The sequence below is a fragment of the Streptococcus suis genome (genome assembly GCF_002960445.1).
GTDB classification, from domain to species: Bacteria; Bacillota; Bacilli; order Lactobacillales; family Streptococcaceae; genus Streptococcus; species Streptococcus hyiners.
Map to the genome: position 1 here is coordinate 1 of NZ_POJD01000231.1, position 456 is coordinate 456.

At 42.5% G+C, this 456-nt stretch carries 1 protein-coding gene; it reads right to left on the reverse strand.

Annotation, left to right across the window (positions count from 1 at the left end):
- Positions 1-456, reverse strand: a 456-nt coding sequence (locus tag C1G53_RS09075; protein ID WP_153046688.1) for a ZmpA/ZmpB/ZmpC family metallo-endopeptidase, incomplete at both ends; no start/stop codon positions are given.

The following is a 456-nucleotide window of genomic DNA, read 5'->3' on the forward strand; positions in this document are numbered from 1 at the left end:
CAAGTATCATAGATGATTGAGCCTTTCTCCATAGCTAGATCAGACAACTGGCCAGAAGCATACGGTACAAAACCATCTGTGTACCCTTTGGCAGCAATTAATTCAAAGGCCATACGGCGGAACATGATGTCGCCTGGAGAACCGTTTGAGTTTGAAAGGGCTGAGAAGTTAGCTGCAAACATTGGAACGCTGACATAACTGTTTCTATCCCACTTCTTGCTTGTGTTAGTTGGATTGTTGACATATTGGCGTTGAACAATAATGCTCTGATCAATCAAATCATTGAAGGACTTCAAGCTTGCCACTTCGGCATCTGTCAATGCACGCGCAGAATTTCCAGCATGGGTATCAACACCATTATTTTGGACATAGTAGTTTTCAATCTTACGCAACCAAGCTTTCTTGTTAGCATCTGATTGAGCCAAGATGTTTGTACCTTCTAGGTAATCCAGCAAG